Source organism: Ruegeria sp. CH10, assembly GCF_056537125.1.
Genome location: NZ_JBQFQY010000008.1, coordinates 149,533 through 172,512 on the forward strand (window position 1 = coordinate 149,533; position 22,980 = coordinate 172,512).

18 protein-coding genes are annotated in these 22,980 nt (G+C 57.1%); 9 read left to right on the forward strand and 9 right to left on the reverse strand.

What is annotated here, in order from left to right:
• Positions 1-40 precede the first annotated feature (40 nt).
• The 4 genes from ACRZ94_RS19500 to ACRZ94_RS19515 form a co-directional block, all read right to left on the reverse strand.
• Positions 41-1,279, reverse strand: a complete 1,239-nt coding sequence (locus tag ACRZ94_RS19500; protein WP_480798116.1) for a DUF3300 domain-containing protein — start codon at positions 1,277-1,279, stop codon at positions 41-43.
• A 61-nt stretch (positions 1,280-1,340) separates the two neighbouring features.
• A complete protein-coding gene (locus tag ACRZ94_RS19505; protein WP_480656153.1) occupies positions 1,341-2,441 on the reverse strand; it encodes an alpha/beta hydrolase in 1,101 nt (366 codons plus the stop codon).
• Positions 2,442-2,510: 69 nt separating this feature from the next.
• Positions 2,511-3,005 carry a hypothetical protein gene (locus ACRZ94_RS19510; RefSeq protein WP_480656151.1) on the reverse strand — a complete coding sequence of 165 codons (495 nt, stop codon included), beginning with the start codon at positions 3,003-3,005 and terminating at the stop codon, positions 2,511-2,513.
• A 50-nt stretch (positions 3,006-3,055) separates the two neighbouring features.
• Positions 3,056-4,753 carry a sulfatase-like hydrolase/transferase gene (locus ACRZ94_RS19515; RefSeq protein WP_480798117.1) on the reverse strand — a complete coding sequence of 566 codons (1,698 nt, stop codon included), beginning with the start codon at positions 4,751-4,753 and terminating at the stop codon, positions 3,056-3,058.
• A 173-nt stretch (positions 4,754-4,926) separates the two neighbouring features.
• Here ACRZ94_RS19515 and ACRZ94_RS19520 point away from each other — a divergent pair, with 173 nt between their 5' ends.
• Together ACRZ94_RS19520 and ACRZ94_RS19525 are read left to right on the forward strand one after the other, a co-directional pair.
• Positions 4,927-6,231, forward strand: coding sequence for a tetratricopeptide repeat protein (locus tag ACRZ94_RS19520; protein ID WP_480798118.1), 1,305 nt, complete (start codon positions 4,927-4,929; stop codon positions 6,229-6,231).
• Positions 6,232-6,385: 154 nt separating this feature from the next.
• On the forward strand, positions 6,386-7,231 hold the full coding sequence (locus ACRZ94_RS19525) for a class I SAM-dependent methyltransferase (protein ID WP_480798119.1): 846 nt from the start codon (positions 6,386-6,388) through the stop codon (positions 7,229-7,231).
• Between the two features lie 27 nt (positions 7,232-7,258).
• Here ACRZ94_RS19525 and ACRZ94_RS19530 read toward each other — a convergent pair whose 3' ends face one another.
• A complete protein-coding gene (locus ACRZ94_RS19530; RefSeq protein ID WP_480656143.1) occupies positions 7,259-9,034 on the reverse strand; it encodes a sulfatase-like hydrolase/transferase in 1,776 nt (591 codons plus the stop codon).
• A gap of 221 nt (positions 9,035-9,255) precedes the next feature.
• Positions 9,256-10,233 (reverse strand): helix-turn-helix domain-containing protein, encoded by a 978-nt coding sequence (locus ACRZ94_RS19535; RefSeq protein WP_480798120.1) that lies wholly within the window; start codon positions 10,231-10,233, stop codon positions 9,256-9,258.
• Positions 10,234-10,319: 86 nt separating this feature from the next.
• Here ACRZ94_RS19535 and ACRZ94_RS19540 point away from each other — a divergent pair, with 86 nt between their 5' ends.
• Genes ACRZ94_RS19540 through ACRZ94_RS19550 form a run of 3 tightly spaced genes read left to right on the forward strand, consistent with a single transcriptional unit; the run spans position 10,320 to position 12,969 of the window.
• On the forward strand, positions 10,320-10,511 hold the full coding sequence (locus ACRZ94_RS19540; RefSeq protein WP_480656139.1) for a hypothetical protein: 192 nt from the start codon (positions 10,320-10,322) through the stop codon (positions 10,509-10,511).
• A complete protein-coding gene (locus ACRZ94_RS19545; RefSeq protein WP_480798121.1) occupies positions 10,504-12,159 on the forward strand; it encodes a sulfatase-like hydrolase/transferase in 1,656 nt (551 codons plus the stop codon). Before ACRZ94_RS19540 ends, ACRZ94_RS19545 begins: the two co-directional genes overlap by 8 nt.
• Positions 12,160-12,216: 57 nt before the next feature.
• The gene (locus ACRZ94_RS19550; protein ID WP_480798122.1) at positions 12,217-12,969 is read left to right on the forward strand and encodes a hypothetical protein; all 753 of its coding nucleotides are present in this window, start codon (positions 12,217-12,219) and stop codon (positions 12,967-12,969) included.
• 99 nt (positions 12,970-13,068) lie between these two features.
• Here the strand turns inward: ACRZ94_RS19550 and ACRZ94_RS19555 are convergent, their stop codons facing one another.
• Positions 13,069-14,196 (reverse strand): Hint domain-containing protein, encoded by a 1,128-nt coding sequence (locus tag ACRZ94_RS19555; RefSeq protein WP_480798123.1) that lies wholly within the window; start codon positions 14,194-14,196, stop codon positions 13,069-13,071.
• A gap of 377 nt (positions 14,197-14,573) precedes the next feature.
• On the opposite strand from ACRZ94_RS19555, the gene ACRZ94_RS19560 reads away from it, so the two are divergent.
• From ACRZ94_RS19560 to ACRZ94_RS19575, 4 genes are all read left to right on the forward strand, one after another.
• Positions 14,574-15,479 carry an NAD(P)-dependent oxidoreductase gene (locus ACRZ94_RS19560; RefSeq protein ID WP_480656131.1) on the forward strand — a complete coding sequence of 302 codons (906 nt, stop codon included), beginning with the start codon at positions 14,574-14,576 and terminating at the stop codon, positions 15,477-15,479.
• A gap of 170 nt (positions 15,480-15,649) precedes the next feature.
• Positions 15,650-16,750 (forward strand): TRAP transporter substrate-binding protein DctP, encoded by a 1,101-nt coding sequence (gene dctP / locus ACRZ94_RS19565; RefSeq protein WP_480656129.1) that lies wholly within the window; start codon positions 15,650-15,652, stop codon positions 16,748-16,750.
• 75 nt (positions 16,751-16,825) lie between these two features.
• On the forward strand, positions 16,826-18,157 hold the full coding sequence (locus tag ACRZ94_RS19570) for a TRAP transporter small permease subunit (protein ID WP_480656127.1): 1,332 nt from the start codon (positions 16,826-16,828) through the stop codon (positions 18,155-18,157).
• Positions 18,158-18,160: 3 nt separating this feature from the next.
• Positions 18,161-19,516 carry a TRAP transporter large permease gene (locus ACRZ94_RS19575; protein WP_480798124.1) on the forward strand — a complete coding sequence of 452 codons (1,356 nt, stop codon included), beginning with the start codon at positions 18,161-18,163 and terminating at the stop codon, positions 19,514-19,516.
• Between the two features lie 98 nt (positions 19,517-19,614).
• Here ACRZ94_RS19575 and ACRZ94_RS19580 read toward each other — a convergent pair whose 3' ends face one another.
• Positions 19,615-20,232, reverse strand: coding sequence for a response regulator transcription factor (locus tag ACRZ94_RS19580; RefSeq protein WP_480656123.1), 618 nt, complete (start codon positions 20,230-20,232; stop codon positions 19,615-19,617).
• Positions 20,229-22,619 (reverse strand): ATP-binding protein, encoded by a 2,391-nt coding sequence (locus ACRZ94_RS19585; RefSeq protein ID WP_480656121.1) that lies wholly within the window; start codon positions 22,617-22,619, stop codon positions 20,229-20,231. The genes ACRZ94_RS19580 and ACRZ94_RS19585 overlap by 4 nt, the downstream gene beginning before the upstream one ends.
• Positions 22,620-22,980 lie beyond the last annotated feature (361 nt).

A 22,980-nucleotide genomic window follows, 5' to 3' on the forward strand; every position in this document is an offset into this window, starting at 1 on the left:
CAACCCTCCTTGTTCTGCACCGCGTGGCGGAACAACTGAATTACTTTCTTCTCGGCCCGTCGGCACCCCGCGTCGGGCGCCCCTGCGGCCTTCCGGGTCGCGATGGTTCACCCGGCGCTGTGTTGTGCCTGGGTGTTTCTGCGCCCCTCGGCCTATTAGCCTGATCGCCGGTGTTTACGTTGTTCCGAACATCGGTCGTGCCGCTGCCCACATCCGGACGGGCGTTGTCCGGAATACGGGCAGGATCGGATATCTGACCGCTCTGCGGACGGGTGATATCCGCCGCACCGGTCCGATCACTCAGATCGCGCCGCAGTTGGTCGCCCCGGTTGGGACTGCGCGCAGGCAGTGTCGTGGCGCCACCCGGAGCCCGCCGATCCTGAATGGTTCGACGCGCTTCGGCCTCGCGCCTTGGGTCAGGTTGCCATCCGACAGTCACATCACCGGTATTGACGAACACGTTCCGATCATTCCCGATGGCAATCCTGCCGGGGTCATGATGGATCGGCCGGCCATGCCAGCCGCCGCAATTGAGGCAGCCCCAATACCTGTACCAATCGTCGTCATCGTCAAAAATGGCGTCAATCAGCACGGCTGTCCCGAAGAAGAGCAAGGCAGCAGATACGGCCTCGTTTGCGCCGGAGCTGCCACTGCCTTCCTCAACAACATAGACGGTTTCAGTGTTGTACTGCGGCACATAGACGACCTGAGGGTCTGTCGGTGCAATGGTGATGGTCTGGTCGCCGTTGTCCTCTTGCGTCACCTCGACTATCTGTTCTTGACCGCTGTCAAGCGTGCCCGCCGCCTCGGCCTCGGCGCGTTTGACCTGAACGGCGTCCATCACACCCTCGCTCTGGACCAGCATTGCGGCGCCGATGGTTTCGGTCCAGGCGATGTTGTCGGCCATTCTGGACAACGTATCGGGGAAGGCTGTCGCAAGCACGGTCACGCTGGCGTCCCAGCCCTGCTCTTCGATCAGCGCCTTGCGTGCTTCGGGCTCTGAGTCAGCTGTGTCTTCGGCAAACTGATCCGCTTTGGACACGTCCAGCGGATAAGTGGCCGCAACTAGGATTTGTATCAACAGCGTATCGGGGTAAAGGGCGACGGGCGCGACAAGCTCTTGCAGTTCTTCTGTCGTGAACTGCGCCTCTGTCTCGGCGCCTGCCGTTTCTTCCACTGGCCCGGTCTGGTCACTCTGCGCCGCAGTCAGTGAGGGCAGAGCACAAGCTGCCAGGAAGAGGGCCGAAGCCGTTCTGAATAATGCCGGTCCTGAACGCATGTTGGGCCTCTCTTTGCGATTGTCAGGTGGTTCTTGCCGCGCGCACTGCGCCTCGGCCCGCTCATCCATCGATCTGCACGACCTGAAGAACCCCATCGATTCCTGTGCCGATTGTGCGCCCCACCGAAAAGTCGAAATCCGATTCAAAACTTGAACTCTGCGTCAGGGCAGTGCCCATCAGCTGTGCGATTTGCGGCGAGTCCTTGAATTTCGAATGGGCCAGCGTACCGGTGTCATCCACGGTGCTCAGATCGATGGCATTGATCCCCAGGTCCGCCAGCTCGTCGGCGGGGATCTGGCCAAGGCGCGCAACGCCACCCGCAACCCGCTGGCTGGCCTTCAGCGCTTTGTCATCCTGCGACACCAACACAACGAACCGCCTGTATTGTTCGGGGAAACGGCGGATCTGCGTCAGGAAAAGGTCGATATCGATGTCCGGTGCCGCCAGCACCACGTTTTGCGCCTTTCCTGTGGGATTCAAACCGGTTGTCATCGACACCTGCCGTCCGGCCTCCATGACCAGAAACGTACCCATCGAATGCGCCACCAGATCATATCCGTCGATTGCCGAGTCCTCCATCACCGAAAACATGCTGATCAGGTGATCTCGGGCGATCAACGCGCTGTTGATGTCGTAAACGTATTTGACCGTCTGACCGCTTGAGGCCCAGGTGAACAGGATCGGCACACCCTGGTATCCGGAATCCTCGACAAACTGGGCCATCTGCAAAACCGCACTGGTCAGGTTTGTGTTGTACCCATGCACGAACAGCAGAACTTCGCGGTTTTCCCTTGGCAGGGATTTTGCCGCATCGCCGACCGCCTGCTGAAACTGCGCTTTGTCAGAAAACAAGCCCGGCGTCTCGATAACAAAGTGTTTGCGCGGATCAGGGGGCAGTGAGGCTGGTCGTTCAATTTTGCCTTTCTGATGATCGGGCGGAATCGTGACGTCGATCGCCGCAAAGCTCAACTCGGGGGCGCGCGCGCCGGAAAAGAACTCTGACGGGTCTTCTGACAGCGCACGCGGTGTTGCGACGTAGATCCGATGGCGGGTGAGATCCGGAACGCCTTCGGACGGCACGGCCGTTTCCACTCCGACAAGGTTTTTGGGACCTGAACAGCCCACCAGTGCGGTCAAAACAAGGATGATCAAAAGACGCATCGATTCAGGTTCCAAGATGTTTTGGTGGCACAGGGGGCTGACCGCCCCCATAAGTGGTCGCGGATGCGGTCACTGAAACTGGATTTTCACGGACTGCTCTGCCGGCACCGACAGGGTTACGCCCGTGGATTTGTGCCGCGCCACGATTACGACGCATGAGGAATTGACCAGCGTGATATCGCCGGACGACTGCACCGGGACAAGGCCGCCCGCCGAACCATAGTATTGCCCGACAAAGTCCACAGGGTCGGTCAGGCCATAAACCTCGCCTTCGATCTCACCCACACGGACGCCGGATTCCAGGGCCTTCATGCCATTCGCGGAAAACGGAATCTCCTGACCGTCGTTCAGCGTCAGAACACCTTTGCCCCAGCGGACGCCAACCAGTACCGATACCGATTGGCCATTAAATGTAAGCGTGCCGGACAAAGGCAGATCCGTTCCGCACGAGGCATTGGCCGTTTGCGCAACAGCGTCCGACAGCGGCGCGACCGAGAGGGCGAGCAAAGCACATGCCAGTGTTGCGGTTCGGACAGATGAGATTTTGGTCAAAAACGGGGTCATATCGTTCTCCTTCCTGGAGCAGTTTTTCAAACTGGATTTGCAAGGGGGCTTTATTGTTCTGGGGTCTGCCGCATGAAGAAGAACTCTTCGACGGTTGCCTGTGTCTCGGGGCGCAGGTTGACAATCCCGTCATAGGGAACGCCGGTACCGGGCGGTGTGTCGGGATATTTGTTTTTGCGTTGGAAATGGCGCTGGATCATGTTGACAAACTTTGCGCTGCCCCAGGCTCCGATCTCAGTTGAGACGGGGTATTTCTCTTGCGGGTCGCGAAACAGATCGTAGAAATCCGCAAGGATCGCGTTTTCAATGTTTCCACCGGGAATGGCGAGCTTGTACTGCTCTTTTATCACAGCCTCTAATTTGTTGATATTGTAAAGAAAGACGTAATCACGCCGGCCATGGGCCTCGCCATTGAACAACAGAGACGTCTGATCAATCCCATCAATTACTCGATCACGCGGTATGGCGTCTGTTACTCCGGCGACCCGTGCCAGCGTAGTGAACAGATCTGTCACGTGGATCATATCGCCCACGACCGACCCTGCCTGGATCATCTCGGGCCAGCGCACAAAGGCGTCGACGCGCACCCCGCCTTCGGTGGTCGCGCCCTTGCCCCCACGGAAGATCATGGGCGTATAGCCCGATTGTGGCGCATACTTTGTGAAATGACCGTTGTCGCCCATGATGATGACGATGGTGTTGTCGGCAACGCCCAGTGTCTCCATCTCGGCCAGCAGGTCACCGATCCAGCTGTCGACCAGCTTCATTTTCTCGACATAGTGCCCGCCATTTGGCGTTGTGTATTCATCGGTCGTCGTCCGCGGGCCTGTCAGGGGGTAAAGCGGCCAGTATTGCAGGAAAAAGGGTTCATCCTGCGCGGCAAGCGCGCGCAGCTGATCCATTGCCTGATCCTGATAGCGCAGGTTCATTTCGTGGTATTTTGCTTCGGTCCAGCGCTCGCCCGGTTCCATATGGACTTCGCGAACATCCTCGTTCCGCACGCCTTCTACCCCAGTCGCCAGCCGGGACGCATCCGTGCGCAGCCAGCGATCCATGGTGTAGAGATCGTCATAGTTATTGTCGCCAATCCCGACCGAGACCTCTTCGTCTGCGGCATCGTCATGGTAAATGGTCAGCTGACCCTGTTGATGGATCGGGAAGGCCGCGAAATCGAAGCCCTGGAAATTCGGCCAGGACTCGCGAATGTCGCCCATGTGCCATTTCCCGATATGGGCGGTATTGTATCCGGCATCTGACAAAAGCTCGGCCAGGGTCACCTCATCCTTGGCCAGGCCAAAGCCCGAAAGCTCGACCTGTGTGTTGCCCATGCCGTTGCGGTGCGGCTGACGGCCGGTCATGAACGCGACACGGGTGGGTGTGCAGGAGGGTTCGGTATACATTCTCGCCAACCGCATGCCTTCGGTGGCAAATTGATTGATCGAAGGGGTCTTGTAGCCACGAATGGCATTCAGGGTCTCGCTGCCCAGATCGCCAAAGCCGATATCGTCGATCAGAATGTAAAGAACATTGGGCGGCTTACCGTTATTGACCTCTTGGAATGCAGCCAGTGCATCGTCGATTGCCTGGTCCTCTTGGGCCCAGCGTTCACCGTTTTGTGCCTCGAGTATGTAGTACTCTGCATCGCGCACGATGGGCGCGTCCTGTGCCAGGCTTTGCGCCCCTAGAAACACGGAGAAACCTGCGAAAAGCGACGTTGCAAGGCCGTGGCGTTTGGACAAGTCTACCATGTTTTCTTCCTGTTTTTTTGGTTCAAGGACCCCGTTAACCGCGTTCAAGGGACACGTCCGAAATCGACGCAATCACAGATCGCGATGCGGCCATTTGAGAGATGCAAAGCGCAGTCGAACAATGTAACTTGGGGTATGTAACCGTTACAGATTGTCTGTGAGGCTTTCCGCACATGGCTGAACCCAAGATCGACAGGCAGGAGAAACAGGCTGCTCTGCATCGCGTGGTCGAAAGCAGCGAATTCAGCGGTGCCGAACGCCTGAGAGCCTTTTTGACCTATGTGGTCGAGCAGGAACTGGCAGGCCGTCATGATTTGATCTTGGGCAAGACAATCCTTGAGGATGTGTACAACAAGGGCCCGGGAGAGGACGGCAATCCAGACGCCGTCGTACGGGTGGACGCAACACGACTGCGCCAACGGCTGGACCTGTATTATGCCTCCGAAGGGCAGGGCGATCCGGTGCGCATTCACATCGACAAGGGTGGTTATGCACCCCGGTTCGAGCGGATTTCACTTCAGGCTCCTCAGGATCACAAACTGTTTTCCAAGCCTCTGGTGCCTTGGATTCTTGGAGGCACAATAGCCGTGGTGTTGGCGGCAATGGCTGTCTTTGTGATGCCGCGTTCCAACACACCCTCAAAGCCGCAGGATCTGTCGCCTGAGGCAAGGTCGGCATTGTTTGAAAACAAGCCCACGGCCCTATTGGCCCGCAATATGTCCGACGAAGCGCGCGCATTGCTGTTCCCGGCGCCCGAATTGCTGCGCGTTTCGGCAGCACTGGAGATGTTCGAAGAAGCAATGCGTCTGGATCCGAACTACTACGGCAGTTACGCTGGCGCGTCGCAAGCCTCGACCATTCTGGCCGGGCTGTCAGCAAGCGCGCAGGAGCGCGAGGTTCATTTGAACGCTGCCAATGCCTTTGCGGAACGCGCATTGGAGTTGGATTCGACCAAAGCCTGGAGCCATTCGGCCAAGGCTTTTTCGCAGTTTGTCCATCGAGATTTTGCTGCGGCTCAGCAATCCAGCCATCGCGCGCTGCAGCTTGAGCCTGATAACCTGTTTTCGCTTGAAATCGACGCTGTCATTTCCGTGTTTTCCGGCGATTTCGAACGCACAATCGCCAATGCCAATCCAAAGCTGCACCGGGGCCGTTCTGGCACCGGGTTGCCTTGGCGGAACGCGCTGGGAACCGCCTTTTTTCACACCGGTGACTATGACAAATCCATCTGGCATCTGACAGAGGCCGTACGCACTGGCGGACCCATCAGTGAGATTAACACAGCCCACCTAATTGCCGCCTATCAGGCATCGGGGCAGCATGACAAAGCCCGCGAAATGGTCGGAGCTTTCCAAACCTCTTGGCCGGAAAGCCGTGTTTCACTGGTCCTGAGAACCCTGTTCGAGGACAGGGCAGATGCCGAGCGGGTTCTCAGACAGCTGTCTGCTGCCGGTTGGGTTGACCCAGTGTCCCGCTAGGGCGGGCCCAACCAATTCCCTCTCGCCCAAACCTGTAACCGTTACACACCGCGCGTTGCGTTGCTGCGGCCCAACTATCCATCATAACCTGACTGATATGCGCAGAACGGGGCGACCAGAGCAGGCATGCTCTCCGCGTGCAGAAAGATTGGCGATGTACAAAGAACTAAATGAGATCAATGACAAACCCACAGTCTTTGGGGTCTATACCGCTGAGGCTCTGTGGGCTGATGAGCACCGATCCAGACAGATGCTGGAATTTCATCTGAATGAAACGGTCGACATCGCGTCCAGAAAGCGCGCCTTTATTGAGGCGTCCTCAGAGTGGATCATTGACCATTTTGATCTGCAACCGGGGAAGTCCGTTTGTGACTTTGGCTGCGGTCCGGGGCTGTATACGTCTCGGTTTGAAAAATCCGGGGCAAACGTTACCGGATTGGATTTTTCGGCCACGTCTATCCGATATGCAAGACAGCAGGCGCAACAATCGGGCCAGAAGATTGAGTATCTTCAAGGCAACTATCTGGCGTTCGACCAGACAGATCAATTCGATCTGATCACGATGATCATGTGCGATTTCTGTGCCTTAAGCCCTGCGCAAAGATCGGATTTACGTCGTATTTTTCACAAAGCTCTAAAGGCGAACGGCGCGGTGCTGTTGGATGTCTATTCCATGGCCGCCTTCGCCGAGCGTAAGTCTGCCAGTTTCTACGAGCGCAACCAGCTCAATCATTTCTGGGCCGCAAGTGACTATTATTGTTTTGTGAACACGTTCAAGTACGAACAAGAAGCGGTCATGCTCGATAAATACTCGATCTTCCCGGAACGCGGTCGGCCCGAGGTCATCTATAACTGGTTGCAGTATTTCAGCCCGGACAGCCTGACGCGCGAATTGGAGATGGCCGGGCTCTCGGTCGGACACATCTACAAGGATATCAGAGGCTCACCCTATTCCGAGCAGCATAGCGAATTCGCGGTCATCGCTCGGAAGACCACTTAAGGCTTTTTGCAAACAGGCGGGCAATGCTCACTCGCCACTGCGGCTGCCAATGCCCCAGTTCGCTTCGGTGTTTTCCCATTCAGGAATGTTCCGAATAAGGTCCGCCGGGTCAAATGGCACATCCTCTGCGTTGACGCGCGGTTGGCTTGCTTCGACCGTCTCGGGGCGCGCGTTTTCCAGATTTCGGAACGGGAAATCGCGGTTCTGGCCCTGATCCGGATAGTATTCCTTCATCAGCAAGTGGCGCATTTTCATTTGGTTGAACATGCCTTTGGCCGGGAACATCGGCAGCATCTTGCCCTGAACCTCACGCGGGTCGTTGTACATGTCATAGAACTCAGGCCCGGACAAACCCGGTTTGGCCCCAGTCCAGTGCTTTTTGTAACGACCCTTCACAGTCGCGGCCAGAACCGGTCCGGTATAGATATGCACATAGTCGCGGCGGCTATACGTGTCACCCTTTAGGAACAACGCGGTCTGGTCGACGCCATCGATAATGCGATCCCGAGGAATGTGCTGTTGCGCCCCTCCAAGGGTTGCGAATGTCGTGAACAAGTCGGTCAGATGCACAATATCCCCGACAATCTGCCCCGCATCTATGACGCCGGGCCACCGGGCCAGCGCGGGGACACGAACGGCCCCGTCCGTATAGTCACCCTTGCCCCCGCGATACAGCGTTTCAACCATGCCCGGGGGGCCATCATGCGTCATCGGCCCATTGTCCGCCATCAGGATGACCAGCGTATTCTCTGCCACCCCGGCAGCCTCAAGCGCCTCGGTCAGGCGCCCGACGAAACGGTCGATATTGGCCAGCCCCTCCTGTAGCACTCCGAAGGACACGGTGCTGGGCGTTTCCGAGGGGCGGATGTTCAAAAACGAGTTGATGTTGGGCCAATACGAGATGAAGAACGGCGTTCCATCGGCAGCACTGCGTTCCATGAAAGCGATTGTCTTGTCTTGCCAGACCTGTTCGAGTTGGTAATAGCCCTCCTCGTCGGTGGGTGGCAGGCCGCCGTCTTCCCATTCGCGGGTTGGGCCATCTTTGGTTCCGATCAGGGACCAGACATATCCCTTTGGCCGCCATCCCAAGTCTATGTCATACGGATCTTTCGGGAACATCTCTGGAAACAGCACACCCGGCACCAGCGCGCCTCGCTGACCGCGCGGTACATAGAGACTGGGCACCTGATTGTAAGGCGTCCAATGGGCGTCATCAAATCCCTGCCTGTTCAAATAGCTGGATTCAACATCTCCCAGATGGGATTTCCCATAAAATGCAGTGGCATAGCCTGCAGCGCTGAGGACCTCGGCAATGGTCACTTCATCGGCGGCCAAGCCACCGTACTCGTAGGGAAACCCCACATTGTACATTCCGTTTCGAACGGCGTGTCGCCCGGTCATCGCAGCGGCACGGCTGGGCGTGCAGGAGGGCTCGGTATACATGCGTGTGAAATAGATACCCTCGGCCGCAAACCGGTTCATGTTGGATGTTTCGAAACCCCGGTTTTTCTGGAGGTGCGGGATGCCCACCTCGCCAACGGGTGTATCGTCCCACATGATATGAATAATGTTCGGCGGCGTTCCAAACCGCTGTTCCAGCGCGGCAAGCTGTGCCGCGAGTTCGAGGTCTTCTTCCTCCCACCGGTCTGCGTGTTGTGCCTTGAGGACGTAGTGTTCTGCGTCATGTACGATTTCTGCGTCTTGCGCGTTTGACCCGTTGGTCAGCGCAGTCGCAAGAACACAGGTCAGCAATGCTGTGATACGGAACCGGGTTTTGTGCGTGGTGCAGGTCTGCTGTTGCATTCGTTTCTCCACGTTCCGTGATCGACTCATCAGTGACGCTCCCAGCGCCGCGGAAAAAGCGGTTGAAGCACGCCAGACACTTTGCATCTTGGTGAAATGTCACTCTGACTTGGGTTGCCGGGCAACGTAACTTGACGCATGTAACCGTTACAGCGCGCTGCCTGTCAAAATCGCAAAGTCACTTCCCCGGCAGTTGCTTGACTGGCCCAACAGCGTGTCGGTCACTGAAGACGCCGGCGGGTTTCGGACGGCAGGTCGCCAAAGAACAGTTTATAGTCCCGCGCAAACTGCCCCATATGCCAGAATCCGTGACGGTTCGCTGCGTCTGTTATCGTTCCGCCGAATGAAGACCCCAGTAAATCCTCACGAACACGATTTAGTCTCAGCCGCATGTAGTAGGTCTTTGGACCGTGGCCGAAATGCTCTTTGAAAGCCCTGTTCAGTGTACGCCAGGATGCGCCGCATTGAAGGCATATCTCTTCTATCGAAAGCGGCTCATCCAGGGTTTCAAGCATCAGGTCGATCGCACGGCTCAGGGCTTTTCGCCGTGTTTCTGAGTGGCTCTTGTCATCATGCGCTGTGCTGTCGGTCAGCATCGCCAACGCTTCGAGCATAAGGCTTTCTTCCGTCTCGCCGGTCCAATCCGCTTTTGGGTCGGTCAGCAGAGCCGCAATCCTGCGTTGCAACCTTTTCAGGCTGGCCATTCCGGAAACAGATGCCATTGCCCGTGCATCCGGAGTGCATTCACTCAGGCCAAAACCGCAGGCCTGAGCCAGGTTCCGCAGCCGAGCGGTTTCAAATGAAACAACGCCGCCTGCAAAACCACCGGTCGAGATGCCGTCAAATCCATCGCTGTCTCCGAATGACAGAAACGTATTCTTTGTCATCCGGTTGCCCTTCCAGCTATCGATCGCGCCGGGCCCCGGAATGCCCAAGGTCGTCCACCCCTCTGGCGACGCGCCGCGCTGATGGACCCGTTGGTTCATCGAAATGTTCAGGGCCAAGACCGCGTGGCCTGCGCGGACTGTGACTTGGGTCTTTAGCCGACCCGGGTCCAACTGTCGGAAGTCGACCTGCCAGGGCGTAAAGGTTCCGATGGCGTTGGGGTGGTCCAGATCAACCGTCCTCGCCGCAGGGGTATCGCGCAGTTCCGAGGCCGCCGCGTTCTGCAGATTTGGCGAATTTTTGATGTGGTCCATTCCCAGAGCCTGACAGTTTACCGGTAATGTAGCGATTTTGGACTGCGATCTGTCAAGTGTCTGAGGATGACCCAAACGAAGCAACAATGGGCCGCCCGCGTCTGCCGAAAGGTGATGCGCGGTCGGAACGCGTTGTGACGTTTCTTACACCGCCGGAACTTCAACGTCTGACGGAACTGGCACAGGGATCAAACCAATCGCTATCGGCCAAATGCCACGAACTGATCGTTCAGGCGATGGAAGATACAACCAATCAGGGGGAAATCAGGGGTGCTTAACACAAACTGGAAATCTGGCGTCGTGGCCGGGGTGATGACGGCTCTGACATTGGGGCCCGCCACCGCGCAGGATGGCGCAATCGTACATGACGGAGAGTTTGAATTTCTGCGGGCCCAGTTCGGTGAAGAATGGGACGCTCAGGATGTTGAGATCGAAGCCCGGCTGTCCGAAATTCGCGCGGCCAATGGCGGAAAGCCACCAAACTTTCTGTACATCCTGATTGACGATATCAGCTTCGGCCAGATGGGAGAGCGTAAGCTGAACTACGTGATGGGGATTGAGACACCCAATATCAACAGTTTTGCCCGCGAAGGTATGTCATTGATGCGCATGTACACCGAGCCGTCCTGCACGCCGACACGCACGGCGATGCTGACAGGGCGTCATCCGATCCGCGCCGGTGTCAAAGAGGTCAAGGTCGCTCTGGTCGGTGAAGGATTGCCCGCGAGCGAGATCACGTTGCCGGAAATCCTGAAACAGGCGGGCTACACCACCACTCATGTCGGCAAATGGCATCAGGGGGATATCGAAGAAGCATACCCACACAATCAGGGCTTCGACTGGGCCGCGTTCCCCTTGCATCAGCAGGTTCAGCTGAGCCTGATGACACGCGAGGCGATGCAGGCGAACAATATGCTGGGCTACCACTCATCGGGTCAGAACAACCAGTTCATGCTGGATGAACGTTTCAAACCTTACGGGCTGGTCACCGGCGTCGAGGGCGAAGCAGGCGGGCCCGCGCGTGAGGTTGACATGACCCCGGGCGAAGAGTGGACCCAAGCCAAATATGAGGAAATGAACGAACGCTATCAGGCGCAGGCGCTTGAACAGCTTGAACGTGTCGCGGCCCTGGATGAGCCGTTCTTTCTGCAATACTGGCCGCTTTATCCGCTGAATTTTGTCTACCCGGATCAGGCGATCTCGCGGAATGGTGGGTTTCACGCCGACAAGCTGCAGCTTTTGGATGGTTGGATTGGAGATTTGCTGGCCAAGCTGGATGAAACCGGCGAGGCCGACAACACCATCGTCATGCTCATGGCGGACAACGGGTTGATGTACCAGTTTGAGGGGACATCCGGCCTGAATCAGCTGATCTATCGCGGCGGCAAGACCCAGCATCTGGAGGGCGGTGTGCGGACGGATGCGTTCATCCGCTGGCCCGGCGTGATTGCAGCCGACAGCGCGGCGGGTGATATTTTTCACGTCTCGGATATCTATACCACGATGGCGCGCATCGCTGGTGCGACCGACTATATCCCTCGGGACAGGGTGATTGACGGGATCGACCAGACCGCCCTGCTGCTTGAAGGCGAGGGCAATGGACGCCGCGACTATGTCTACGTTTATGAAGGTCCGGTGCTGCGTTCTGTCGTCAAACAGGAATTTAAGATGCACCTGCCCGCGCCCGGACAACCCGGTGCCGCAGCCCCCGTTTTCAACATCTATCGCGATCCCCGCGAAGAAAATGCTCTGGTCGGGAACGCGTTGTGGTCGGGCGCGTCTTTTCAGGACATGGTCCAGCGTCATGAGAAGATGATGTCGAAATATCCAAACTCAGAGATTGGAACGGACATCCCCTATGGTGGCATCGGAAACCTGCGCCCTGAAAGCGAAGAAGCGCGTAGCGTGTTCATGAGCTGGCAATGACGACATTGATTCATTTCGGCAGGACACCAAAGCGTGGACCAGAAGCAGGACAATAGCATGACAGGTAAAGACGTCGCCATCTTGCCAAATCTGTTGCGCGCTTTGGGGTTTGCCCCGTTGTTCTGGCTTGGGACAGGGGCGCAGGCTGAGACGAGGAACTGGGATTTCAATGGGTACCTGTATCTTTGGGGACCGGCGCTGAGCGGTGAAACCACGACAGGCCAAAACCTCGACCTGAGCTTCAGCGATATTCTGGACAATCTCGACTTTGCCCTGATGGGCGCGGTCGAAGCCCGCCGGGGACAGCTGTCTGTGTTTGCGGATGCGCTATATCTGGACCTGAGCGATGACCGGGATTCAACAGTGGGCCCGGGTATTCCTGCCACGGCAGATGCCGATGTCCGGGGGTTCGTGTTTTCCGGGTCGCTTGGGTATGACATCCTTGATACCGGCACCAATCGCGTTGCTGTGTTGGGCGGCTTTCGGGCCATGGACCTTGATACCAGCGCCAATCTCTCGGTCGGCACAGGATCGCAACGGGTGTCCGGCGGTCTAAACAATTGGGACGCTATTGTCGGAGTTCGCGGCGTTGCAAGCCTGTCCGATCGATGGGGCGTATCCTACTATGCGGATATCGGGACCGGTGAAAGCGACCTGACGGCGCAATTGAGTGCTGCGCTCAACTATCGGGTCAATTCATGGGATTTGGTGTTCGGCTACAGGTATCTGACATGGGACTTGGGCAATTCGCAGGTTTTGTCTGAGCTGACGTTTGAAGGGCCGTTTTTCGGTGCAAGGATTGGGTTTTAGATCAGCCGGATTGGGATGTTTCACTCATGTCCAACACAACAAAACACGGCAACACTCCCGTGTCCAAAAGGCAAACTGCCGTGCCAACGCTCCAAAACGCTAGGTAAGCACGACCGGGCCAGTGAAGAGGGGTTTTCGATTTCCCTGATGGCGCTGGACCAGTTTTGCCATCAGCTTGCCCTTTTCAGGAATGAAACGGGCGGGCAGGGGCTGAAATTCCGGGTGAAGGCATTCCGGAAACAAATCCCTGATTTCTTGCTGCGCTTCGGCGGATACGGATTTTAAGGCTTCGGGTCCCAGGAAAAGACTTTCCGTGGGCGCGCCATTGGACCAGATGATTTCGTGCTGATCGAACAGGATGTGAAAGTACTGAACCCCGTCCGCCAAGTCTTCTACGGTGTCGACGCCACTCAACGGCAGTAATTTCTTTGCCGGTAGCAGGACGTCCTGGCAGTCGAACATGCGTTTGGCAATTGCAGAAGATACCAGTACACGATGCTGCGGTGATACGATCAGGTCATGCTGGGGATATCCGATCCCCAGCGCGTCGGCCCGGATCAGAATGGGTTTGAGCCTTGGCACCGCCGCAAGCTGGGTCGGGCTAAGGTGGCGTGAGCCGATCCAACGGATGGGCTGTGCGCCGTTGTCATAGGTCAGAATCTGATCACCGACCTTTAAATCCTCAACCCGGACAAGACCATTCGGCGTTTCGATCAATGTCCCGGATGCAAAACAGGGCACATCATCGAACTGACCGCTCGCGTTTGTGGGGCCCGTCTGCGATTGGTTGATTGTGATGGTGTTCGAGCCATCATCATCCCAGGCTGCGGCGATTGCATCGGTATTGACCGTCAGACCGTTGACCAGCTGGAGGGGCACCAGCGTCCCGTCATCTGCCTTTACCCCGAACAGTTGGATGGTTCCGTCCGGGTTTACCTCAAGCCGGACAACGGGGGCATCATCCGAATTGGAAAGCTGCCAGACCGCAGGCGTATCAATTTCATACCTGTCGCCATCTGCGAACTGAACCGTTTGCCCGGCTGTGCCGGATATCTGGAACTGTAGCTCGTTCGGGGCGCCCGCGGGTCCGCTAACGAACAGTTCCACATCGTTGACCTGCAGACTGAAACTGTTGTCCAGCAAAGCAAAATCGACAACAAAACCCCCTCCGGGCGTCGTATCTACGAACGTCGCGGGATTGCCGTTAACGATGCTGAAATCTTGCATAGATGCCTCGTCTGCTCTTAAAGTCTGCAGCCTCTCCTAAACGCGCATATGCTGGTGTGTCCAAGACAAAAATGCGTTCATTTTGTGGTATGTCCTTTCGGACACGGAAATTCGGCTGAAACGGCCAGAATAACACGTAACCTCAAGCAGCTAACGGCATATCTGTTGCAATTTCCTTAAGTGCAAAACGCGCTACCTCACGCGTGGTTGGCAACAGCCCCGTTCATCTGAAGCGCTTTGGCCGAAGTATCACATCATGGGCAATCTGACATCACGTCCGGTAAACTCGCCGCGATCTGCGCACAGACCTACACTTGCGCTCAGGTTTTGTTAGCGCAATCTTCGGGCCTCAATCCGGTTTGAGAGAGGACTCGCAAATGAACAAACCCGTTATTGGTTTTATCGGTGTCGGCCTGATGGGGCATGGCATGGCCAAAAACATCCTTGCAAACGGGTATCCGTTGATCGTGATGGGGCATCGCAACCGCCAACCTGTCGATGATCTGGTGCAGCGCGGCGCGTCCGAGGTGAAAACGGCAAAAGACATGGCCGCCCAATGTGACATCATCCACCTGTGCGTCTCTGGCAGTCCGCAGGTTGAACAGCTTGTGCGCGGCTCTGACGGGATACTGGCCTCGGAAAAGCAGGGGCTGATCGTGATAGATTGCTCAACTTCTGATCCGGTCTCAACCCAGCAACTGGCGCAAGAGCTGCGCGACGCGGGTATGGACTTGGCCGATGCACCCCTTGCGAAAACCCCGAAAGAGGCCGAAGCCGGTACGCTGGATACAATGGTGGGCGCAAGCCCGGAAACGTTCGAGAAAATCAAGCCGGTGCTGGACTGCTGGTCCGCGTTGGCGGTGCATCTGGGCGAAGTTGGCCTGGGGCACAAGATGAAGCTGATTAACAACTTTATCTCACTTGGCTACGCAGCGCTCTATTCCGAAGCGCTTGCGATTGCTGAAAAATCCGGCCTGACTGTTCAGCAAGTGGATTCCATCATCCGCCCCGGACGCCTGTCTAACGGGTTCTATGAAACCTTCATGAAATGGACATTGGACCGGGACGAAAACGCGCACAAATTCTCGATCACCAATGCCCATAAAGACATGCGCTACCTGGCAAATCTGGCCAATAGCGTCGGGGCTGTGAATCCGGTGCAGGCCGATGTGCGAAACGCATTCGCGGCAATGGAGGCCGCAGGGCAGGGGGATCGCTATTTGCCGATGCTGGCGGATTTCATCGCGCAATTGAACGGTCTGAATCGAGAGCCCGAGCATTAAGCGAGACGAAAATTGGCAAACCGCGTTTAACAAAGGAGTCCCTGATCGCGAAAACGTGATTTATCCGATATTGGAAAAATAATTTTACCAATTTCTTTATTTAGGTCTATGCTGAGGGTGAACTGATCGTTCTTTTTTGAAGGCGCGCAGTTCTCAAAGGGAGGAAAGAAATGACGAAAAAGCTCATTACGCGCCGCAGCGCGTTCAGAACCATTGCCGGTGCAAGCGCCGCCACACTGGCCGCCCCTCATATCGCAACCGCAGCCGGAGAGGGGACGACCTGGAAGATTCAGACATCCTGGCCCGGTGGGATCGGATTGCAGACCTTCAAGGATTGGTGCGCAACCATTGAGGAAAAAACCGGTGGGGAATTGGCCTTTCAGGCCTTTGGCGCTAATGATGTTGTTGGCGACTTCCAGTTGGCCGACGCGGTGAAAAACGGTGTGTTGGACGCGATCAACCCGTTCACCATTTATTATCAGGGCATCATCCCGGCGGCTGTGTTCCTCAGCTCATACCCTCTGGGTCTGCGCCAACCGCATGAATATGATGTGTTCTTCTATGGCCTTGGTGGCATCGATATCGCGCGTGAATTGCTGGGCCGTCAGGGTCTGCATTTTGTTGGGCCGGTGCATCACGGGCCGAACATCATCCACTCCAAGGTTCCGATCCGCTCGATCGATGACTTCGAGGGCCGCAAGATGCGCCTGCCGGGTGGTATGGTGGCCGAGGTGTTCTCGGAGCTGGGGGCCGAGACAACGGTTCTGCCCGGTTCGGAAATCTTCCCGGCGCTGGAAAAAGGCACCATTGACGTGGCCGACTTTGTGGGCCCGGCCGTGAACCATGCGTTGGGCTTCAGTCAGGTGACCGATTACATCGTCATGGGCCCTCCGGGCTTTATGTCGGTTTACCAGCCGGTCGACATCATGGACATCACCGTCGGCAAGACGGCATGGGACAAGATCAGCCCGCAGATGCAGGAATTCGTCGAGATGGAAACTCATGTCTATTCCGACCTCCACCACGCCGCGATTCAGGCTGCCGATCAGGAAGCCTGGAAAAAGTTCGAAGCCGAAGGCACCGAAATCACGCGCCTGTCGCAAGACGATGTGGAACTGATGACGGAAATCGCCGTACCGATCTGGTTTAAATACGCCAACCGCGACAAGGACGCAGCACGCGTGTTCAAGATCCAGCTGGATTATATGATGTCCGGCTCATTGGGCTATGTCACGCCCGAAATGATCGAAGGCCAGACTCTGGACCTGTAAGTCAAGGGCCGTGTGCCCCGCAGTCCGCGCAGTTTCTGCGCGGGCCATCTTTTCCTTTGGACTTCGGAACTTACCATGCCAAGCGTCGATTTTACGCTGCCACATTGGCTATACTGGGTCGGGCTGATCGCCTTTCCGGCCCTGGCCATGATTCTGGCGCGCCGCACGCAACCTCAGACCCGCACATACGGGATGCCTCTGGGATATCTGATCCTTGTGACCGGCGGGATGCTGGGCCTCCACCGGTTTTATCTGCGCAGCCTTCTGGGGCTGGTCTACCTGCCGATCTTCCTGCTGATCCTTTTTGCCAACGGGCAGGAACGTGAGGCACGGAACGAGTTTTCCAACGCGATCAACGTGGTGCGTCAGGCCGAGCGTGTGATCGACCGCGAAGCCGGACGGGTGGAAGCTGCCGAAGCCGAACTGGACGAGCTGCGCGCCGCAGCCGAGGCTGCGCAGGACGGCACTGCCTTGCAGAAACGTCGCGCCGAACGCGCTCTGGATCGCGCGGAAAAGGCGATCAGTACCGGGCGTGAGCGACTGGACGAAGCCAACGCCGATATTGAACAATCGCGACCGCTTGCCGAGACCGCCGGTAAGACCCGCGCCACCTGGGGCGCCGTCGCCCGTTATGCGTTCTACACGATCCTTGCCCTTCTTGCGATTGACGCACTTTTGATGCCGCGCCTTGTTGCGCGGGCACGCGAAAAGGCCGCGGCTGACCCGGAAGAACCCGAAATCGAGATCGACGAGGAAACGGCCGCCCGTGCCGCGGAAATGGACCCCGGTGCGCGCAAAGCCGATCACGAATATGCCGAGAACTGGATTGACCGTCTGTCCCTTTATGCCGGGGAATTCGTCAGCTATTGGGCGGTGATCGCAGTCTTTGTCTACTACTATGAGGTGATCGTCCGCTACGTCTTTAATGCGCCGACCAACTGGGCGCATGAATCGATGTATCTGATGTTCGGCATGCAATATCTGATCGCCGGATCATACGCGATGCTGACCGAAAGCCATGTGCGGGTCGATATCTTCTATGCCCCTTTGACCAAGCCGAAACGGGCCTGGGCCGATCTGGTCACCTCGATCTTCTTCTTCATCTTTGCCGGAACGCTTCTGGTGACGTCCTACATCTTTGCAATGGACGCGATTGCAGTGCCCACCGGCAACTCGGTCGTCTCGGACTGGGCGCGCGGCGAGATGAGTTTCTTCCAGATGTTCGGAGCGCTGACCTTTGGCGACTGGACTGATCCGAACATCCGCTGGGGTGAGATCAGCTTTAACGAATGGGAAATCCCGCTGTGGCCGATGAAATGGATGATGGTCGTGGGCGCGGTTCTGTTGATTTTGCAAGGGGTGTCGAAACTGTCCAAAGACATCCGAACGATTGCACGGGGGTACTGACCGATGGGTCTTGATATGTCCATCGAGCTGTTGACGCTCGTTATGTTCGGCTCGCTGCTGGCGCTGCTTATGGCCGGTCTGCCGCTGGCCTTTGTCACCGGCGGGCTGGCGTGTGTCTTTCTGTTCGTTCTGGGGGATGCGCGAGCGCTGAATATCGTGCCCAGCCGAATTTTCCCACTGATGACGAACTATCAGCTATCAGCCATTCCGCTGTTCATCTTCATGGCCTCGATGCTGGAAAGGGCCGGGATCATCAACGACATGTTCGATGTGATCTACAAGGTTCTGGGCGGCCTGAAAGGCGGTTTGGCAGCAGCGACCATCATCGCCTCGACCGTTCTGGCGGCCATGGTTGGCGTGATCGGCGCGGCTGTGGTGACGATGGGGATCATCGCGCTGCCTGCGATGCTCAAACGCGGCTATGACCCAAAAATCGCCATGGGGTCGATCATGGCCGGGGGCACGTTGGGCATCCTGATCCCGCCCTCCATTCTGGCCATCATCTACGCCGTGGTTGCCGAGCAATCGGTGGGCGAGCTGTTCATCGGAGCCGTGATTCCGGGGTTGATGCTGTCGGGGATGTATATCCTCTATGTGGTGATCCGGTCCTATATCAATCCGGTTCTGGGGCCGCCCATTCCGGTGAACGAGCGGATTTCGAACCGGGAAAAAATGCGTCTGCTGGGTAAGATGTCGGCCCCGATTGCTCTGATCGTCATTGTTCTGGGCGTGATCTTTTCGGGCGTAGCTACTCCGGTTGAGGCTGCGGGCATCGGCACCTTTGGTGCCTTCATAGTCGCCGCAATCCACAACAAGCTGGATTGGCCCACGGTGCGCGAGGCGTGCCTGACCACGCTCAAAGCCTCAGCCATGGTGATCTGGATCATGTTCGGTGCGACCATCTTTGTGGGGCTTTACGTTCTGGAAGGGGGCCAGCAATTCGTGCAGGAAACCATGCAGGGGGCCGGACTGGGCCCGTGGGGCATCCTGATCGTCATGCAGATCCTGCTGGTGGTGCTGGGCATGTTCCTGGATTGGGTCGGCATCCTGTTGCTGTGTGTGCCGATCTTTGTGCCCATCATCAAGGCGCTGGGGGCTGCCGCCTTTGGCTTTGACGATCCCAACGATCTGGTTCTGTGGTTCGGTGTGCTGTATCTGGTGAACATGCAGATGAGCTTTCTGTCGCCACCCTTTGGCTATGCGCTGTTCTATCTGCGCGGGGTGGCACCGCCGACGATTCCGATGACAGATATCTTCAAAGCTGCTCTGCCATTCCTGTTCCTTCAGATCGTGGGATTGGTGATCTGCATGCTGTTCCCGCAGGTCATCACGTGGCTGCCGAACCTGGTCTACGGATAGCGAAGGCACAGTTTGAAACTGTCAACCATCCGACATGTGTACAGAGCTTGTCGGATGGCAAATGGCTGATGGTGCAGGGTGACCTGTGAGTTGATCATTCACGGCATTTGGGCAAACAGTTCATACAGTTCGATTGTGGTCTTTACCCCCACCTTCTGTTGGATGCGCCCTCGGTGAATCTCAACCGTTCGCGGGCTGATCCCCAGCTCGGCGGCAATTTCTTTGCTGGAGGTGCGCGCGGGATGAGTCAGGATGTGATGCAGAACCTGTTCTTCCCGCTCGGTCAACAGGCTGCGTTTCTCCGCCAGGTCCTGCCGCCTTTGCTTATCCGCACGCAGCTGCGCGCCAATCTCCCATGCGGAGTCTATCCGCTCGATCAGCACGGTCAGGTCAAATGGTTTTTCCAGAAAATCAATGGCTCCGGCCTTTGTGGCCCGCACCGATTCAGGGATGCCGCCGTGACCTGAGACAAAGATGATCGGCAGAGTCGAGTTCTGACGGACCAGATGATCCTGCAGCTCCAACCCATCCATGCCCGGCATGCCGTAGTCGAGGATCAGACAGCCTGCTGCGTCTTCATCGACCTGTTCCAGAAAAGTTTGCGCGTCGGCAAAGTGTTCAACGGTCAACCCGCGTTTACCAAGAGATCTGGAAAGGGCAATGCGCACGTCGTCATCATCGTCGACAATGAAAACAGTCAGCGGCTGGTCGTTCATACATCGCCTCCGGCATCGACGTCGCTGCGACGCAGGGTGAAACAGAACCGGGCCCCCGAGCCTTCGATAGGGTCATGCCATATCCGGCCGCCATTGGTCTTGACGATGGTTCGGCAAATCGACAGGCCCAACCCCAGCCCGTCGGTTTTCTGTGTGTCAAACGTATTGAACAAGGTGACATCCGCGCTGATACCCGGCCCGTTGTCCTCGACCTGGACTTCCACACAGTCCCCGTTGATCTGCGTGGCTATCGTGATCCGCCCCGTCTTGGCGGGATGGCGGGCCAGCGCGTCTATGGCGTTGCGCAAGAGGTTGACCAGGACCTGCGCGATTTGCGTGCGATTTCCGATGACCGGTGGCAGGTCAGAGTGGCGATAGACGATCCTGATGTCATGCTCACGGGCATCGGTCTCCATCAGAGTAACCGTTTGCCGGATCAACCCATCCAGTTCGAACGGTGTTTGCCGTCCACGATCTTTGCGCACCACATCGCGCAACGCACGGATAATATCCCCCGCCCGACGCGATTGGCGGTCGATATCGGTCAGAATCTCGTTTAGCTCGGGATCGGGATCGCCAATTTCGTCCAGCGTGATCTTGGCCGCATCCACATTGTAAGAAATCGCGCTCAGCGGCTGGTTCAGTTCATGCGCCAGCCCCGATGCCATCTCGCCCATCAGGTTCACGCGCGCCACATGAGACAGATCACGGTTCAGGCGGCTGGCCTCTTCTTCGGCCTGTTTGCGGTCGCTGACGTCATCAACAATCGCAACCGCATGATCGGGAACGCCATTTTCGTCGCGGATCAGGATCGCGTTGACCCGCAGCCAGATGGGTGAGCCGTCTTTGCGGATGAATTGGTTCTCGGCAATGAATTCGGAATCCTGCAGTAGGGTTTCACGGAACGTCACGGCCAGCTGCTGGCCATCCTCGGGCAGAATATCGGTCAGTGTCATGGTCGCGAATTCGGTGTCCGCGTAGCCCAAAATATCGCATAGCTGCGCGTTGAACCGTTCAAATCGCCCTGTTTCCGGCGATATTTGCGCCATCCCCCGTGAGGCCAGATCAAAAGTACGTCCATAGGCCGCTTCGAACCGTTGCCGTTGTCGGACTTCTTGCGCCAGGGCAGCGCCGCTATCCTCCAACTCGCGATACGGGCTGCCCAGGTCTTCGGCGGGCGGAATCTCACCGCTGGACAGGCGTTGCGTCTGGCTGGCAAAACTGCGCACCGGGGCATAAATCCGGTCGGCCAGGGCCAGCCCGATGGCCCCGGTCAGGATTGCGATGGACAAAGCGATCCAGATGCCCTGCACCCGGTTTTTCTTGATCTCACCGATGAAATTGTCCTCGGCCGCATAAAGCCCGATCAGCCAGCGCAGACCCGGTTCGGACACCTCGATCAACATGGCGACATAATCCTGACCGTTCTGTTCAAAATCCGTGTAGACGGGCCCTTCGATTTCGGTGCGGTCCACTTGCGTCAATGCCCCAAAGGCCTGACGGGCCAGCGGGTCGTCGATCTGGTCCACCATCGGCAGTTCGGGATTGTCGTAATCCGCGTCCTGCGGGATCAGCACCAGCGTCGGATGCGCCAGAACCGAGCCATCCTCGTTCAGTACCAACGCTGCACCGCGCCGTTCCGACCAGATATCCAGCAGGAAGCCCGACAGCGCATCGATCTGAATATCGATACCCAGAATGGCCCGGATGTTGCCCGCCTCATCCAGCACCGGCACACTGTAGGTGATGCCCGGTTGGCGCGTGGTGAAGAATATGTAGGGTCGCGTCCAGATCGGCGCTTTCGCCTCTTGCACCATGGTGAACCAAGGGCGGGTTCGAGGCTCATAGGTGTCGATCAGCGTGTCCGAGCTGTCCAGCAGGGTAAACCGGTCATTGCGCCACTGGAAATCCGCCGGATGCTGGCTGAGGTCGGGTGGAAACGGGGGAATGACCTTAGTGCGATATTGCCCCGGTTCATTGGTCCGCATCACATAGACAAACCGCCCGGTTTCATCCGCCATGTAAATCCCCGCCAATTGCGGTGCGACCTGTAATTGCTGAAAGAAATGGCTCTCCAGTGCAGCGGTGTCGTGGATGTCCAGAACATCGTTCTCCGCCAGCCGCCGCGTCGCATCCAGTGCCTGTCGCGCGGGGTTCAGAAAGCTTTTGACCTGACCGATGACATTGACGCTGACCTCATTCAGCGAAAGGCGCGATTGCCGCAGCAAAGCGTTCTCGGAACTGACAAACGTCGACAGAGTCACGGACAACACAGCCACGAATTGCAGCCCCGCCAGACACAGGGCCAACGTGGCCCGCAACGATCTGCGTCTACGGGCCGGTTCGGCCTGATCCCGGGGGAAATCCTGTTGTGCTGTTGTATCCAATCTTTGGTTCCAGCCGCCTTGAAACATGGGTTGGGACACGGTTCGGCGCCCTTCGGCCCCCAATCATATACGTAACTTACCGTATAGACACGTGCTGTTTGGTTTCGCTTTGGTCTTTGACATCCGGGGGGCTGATTCTAAAGCCGTTTTCTACGTGTTTTGACTAGATCAGACACCCCCGTGGGGAGCAATAAAACGGACAACAGGAGTGTCATAGTGTTCAACAAAGTTTCAATCACAGCATTTGCAGCCGCATCCATGCTGTCGACCGCCGCATACGCCGAAGAGTTTATCACGATTGGTACGGGTGGTGTTACTGGGGTTTATTATCCGACGGGTGGCGCGATTTGTCGGTTGGTGA

Excerpts from the sequence above, each read along its gene's own strand:
- ACRZ94_RS19500 (WP_480798116.1), bottom strand. The coding sequence starts at position 1,279 with ATGCGTTCAGGACCGGCATTATTCAGAACGGCTTCGGCCCTCTTCCTG.
- dctP (WP_480656129.1), top strand. The coding sequence starts at position 15,650 with ATGACGAAAAAGCTCATTACGCGCCGCAGCGCGTTCAGAACCATTGCC.
- ACRZ94_RS19570 (WP_480656127.1), top strand. The coding sequence starts at position 16,826 with ATGCCAAGCGTCGATTTTACGCTGCCACATTGGCTATACTGGGTCGGG.
- ACRZ94_RS19540 (WP_480656139.1), top strand. The coding sequence starts at position 10,320 with ATGGGCCGCCCGCGTCTGCCGAAAGGTGATGCGCGGTCGGAACGCGTT.
- ACRZ94_RS19510 (WP_480656151.1), bottom strand. The coding sequence starts at position 3,005 with ATGACCCCGTTTTTGACCAAAATCTCATCTGTCCGAACCGCAACACTG.
- ACRZ94_RS19535 (WP_480798120.1), bottom strand. The coding sequence starts at position 10,233 with ATGGACCACATCAAAAATTCGCCAAATCTGCAGAACGCGGCGGCCTCG.
- ACRZ94_RS19520 (WP_480798118.1), top strand. The coding sequence starts at position 4,927 with ATGGCTGAACCCAAGATCGACAGGCAGGAGAAACAGGCTGCTCTGCAT.
- ACRZ94_RS19505 (WP_480656153.1), bottom strand. The coding sequence starts at position 2,441 with ATGCGTCTTTTGATCATCCTTGTTTTGACCGCACTGGTGGGCTGTTCA.
- ACRZ94_RS19575 (WP_480798124.1), top strand. The coding sequence starts at position 18,161 with ATGGGTCTTGATATGTCCATCGAGCTGTTGACGCTCGTTATGTTCGGC.
- ACRZ94_RS19525 (WP_480798119.1), top strand. The coding sequence starts at position 6,386 with ATGTACAAAGAACTAAATGAGATCAATGACAAACCCACAGTCTTTGGG.
- ACRZ94_RS19515 (WP_480798117.1), bottom strand. The coding sequence starts at position 4,753 with ATGGTAGACTTGTCCAAACGCCACGGCCTTGCAACGTCGCTTTTCGCA.
- ACRZ94_RS19530 (WP_480656143.1), bottom strand. The coding sequence starts at position 9,034 with ATGCAACAGCAGACCTGCACCACGCACAAAACCCGGTTCCGTATCACA.
- ACRZ94_RS19555 (WP_480798123.1), bottom strand. The coding sequence starts at position 14,196 with ATGCAAGATTTCAGCATCGTTAACGGCAATCCCGCGACGTTCGTAGAT.
- ACRZ94_RS19550 (WP_480798122.1), top strand. The coding sequence starts at position 12,217 with ATGACAGGTAAAGACGTCGCCATCTTGCCAAATCTGTTGCGCGCTTTG.
- ACRZ94_RS19580 (WP_480656123.1), bottom strand. The coding sequence starts at position 20,232 with ATGAACGACCAGCCGCTGACTGTTTTCATTGTCGACGATGATGACGAC.
- ACRZ94_RS19560 (WP_480656131.1), top strand. The coding sequence starts at position 14,574 with ATGAACAAACCCGTTATTGGTTTTATCGGTGTCGGCCTGATGGGGCAT.